The 672-nt window shown below is 57.4% G+C and carries 1 protein-coding gene; it reads right to left on the minus strand.

The annotated features are described in order from the left end of the window. Window positions 1–647: ABC transporter substrate-binding protein (locus tag DJ029_RS21525; protein WP_232823176.1), on the minus strand; the 647-nt coding region annotated here is incomplete at its 3' end. Window positions 648–672: the final 25 nt, after the last annotated feature.

A 672-nucleotide genomic window follows, 5' to 3' on the forward strand; every position in this document is an offset into this window, starting at 1 on the left:
GTGCCCCAGTAATCGGGGTTCTTCTCGATCACCACCTGGCCGCTGGGAACGTATGATGTGATCTTGTATGGTCCGGTCCCGATCGGGTTCTTTTCGAAATCGGCGGATTGCGCCGCCTCAGGTGCGACGATCGGTACTTGTGCAAGCACGTTGAGAAGGCCACGGGTCGGGCTGGCGGTTTTCAGAACCAGCACATATTCGGACTTCACCTCGACCTCGGTGATGTCGCGGACATATAGCTTGACGTTGCTGACGAAGGCCGGATCCTGTAAGCTTGTGATGGTATAGGCTACTGCGGCGGCGTTCAGCGGTTCACCGTTTTGAAATTTCACGCCTTCACGGATCTTGATCTCGAGCTCGGTCGGGCTGATCTGCTTCCAGGATTCGGCCAGAACCGGCACAAGGACGACGTTGCCATCCTTCTCAGCCCGGAACACCAGCGGCTCGAAGACATGCGCATTGATGCTGTAGCCTTGGGCCACCCAGGTCTTGCGCGGGTCGAGTGTTGTTGGATCGGCCCCTGATGCGACCGCCAGATCGAAAGCGTGCGCAATCTGAGCCGTACTCAATAGGCCGGCGCCGATTACGGTGGTGCTTAGCACCAGGCTACCAGCGAGCGTCAAGGTCCGCATTGGTTTCATAAACATGGACTTCTCCCCGTTTCCAAAGTTG

The sequence above is a fragment of the Oceanibium sediminis genome (assembly GCF_003265325.1).
Lineage (GTDB): Bacteria > Pseudomonadota > Alphaproteobacteria > Rhodobacterales > Rhodobacteraceae > Halovulum > Halovulum sediminis.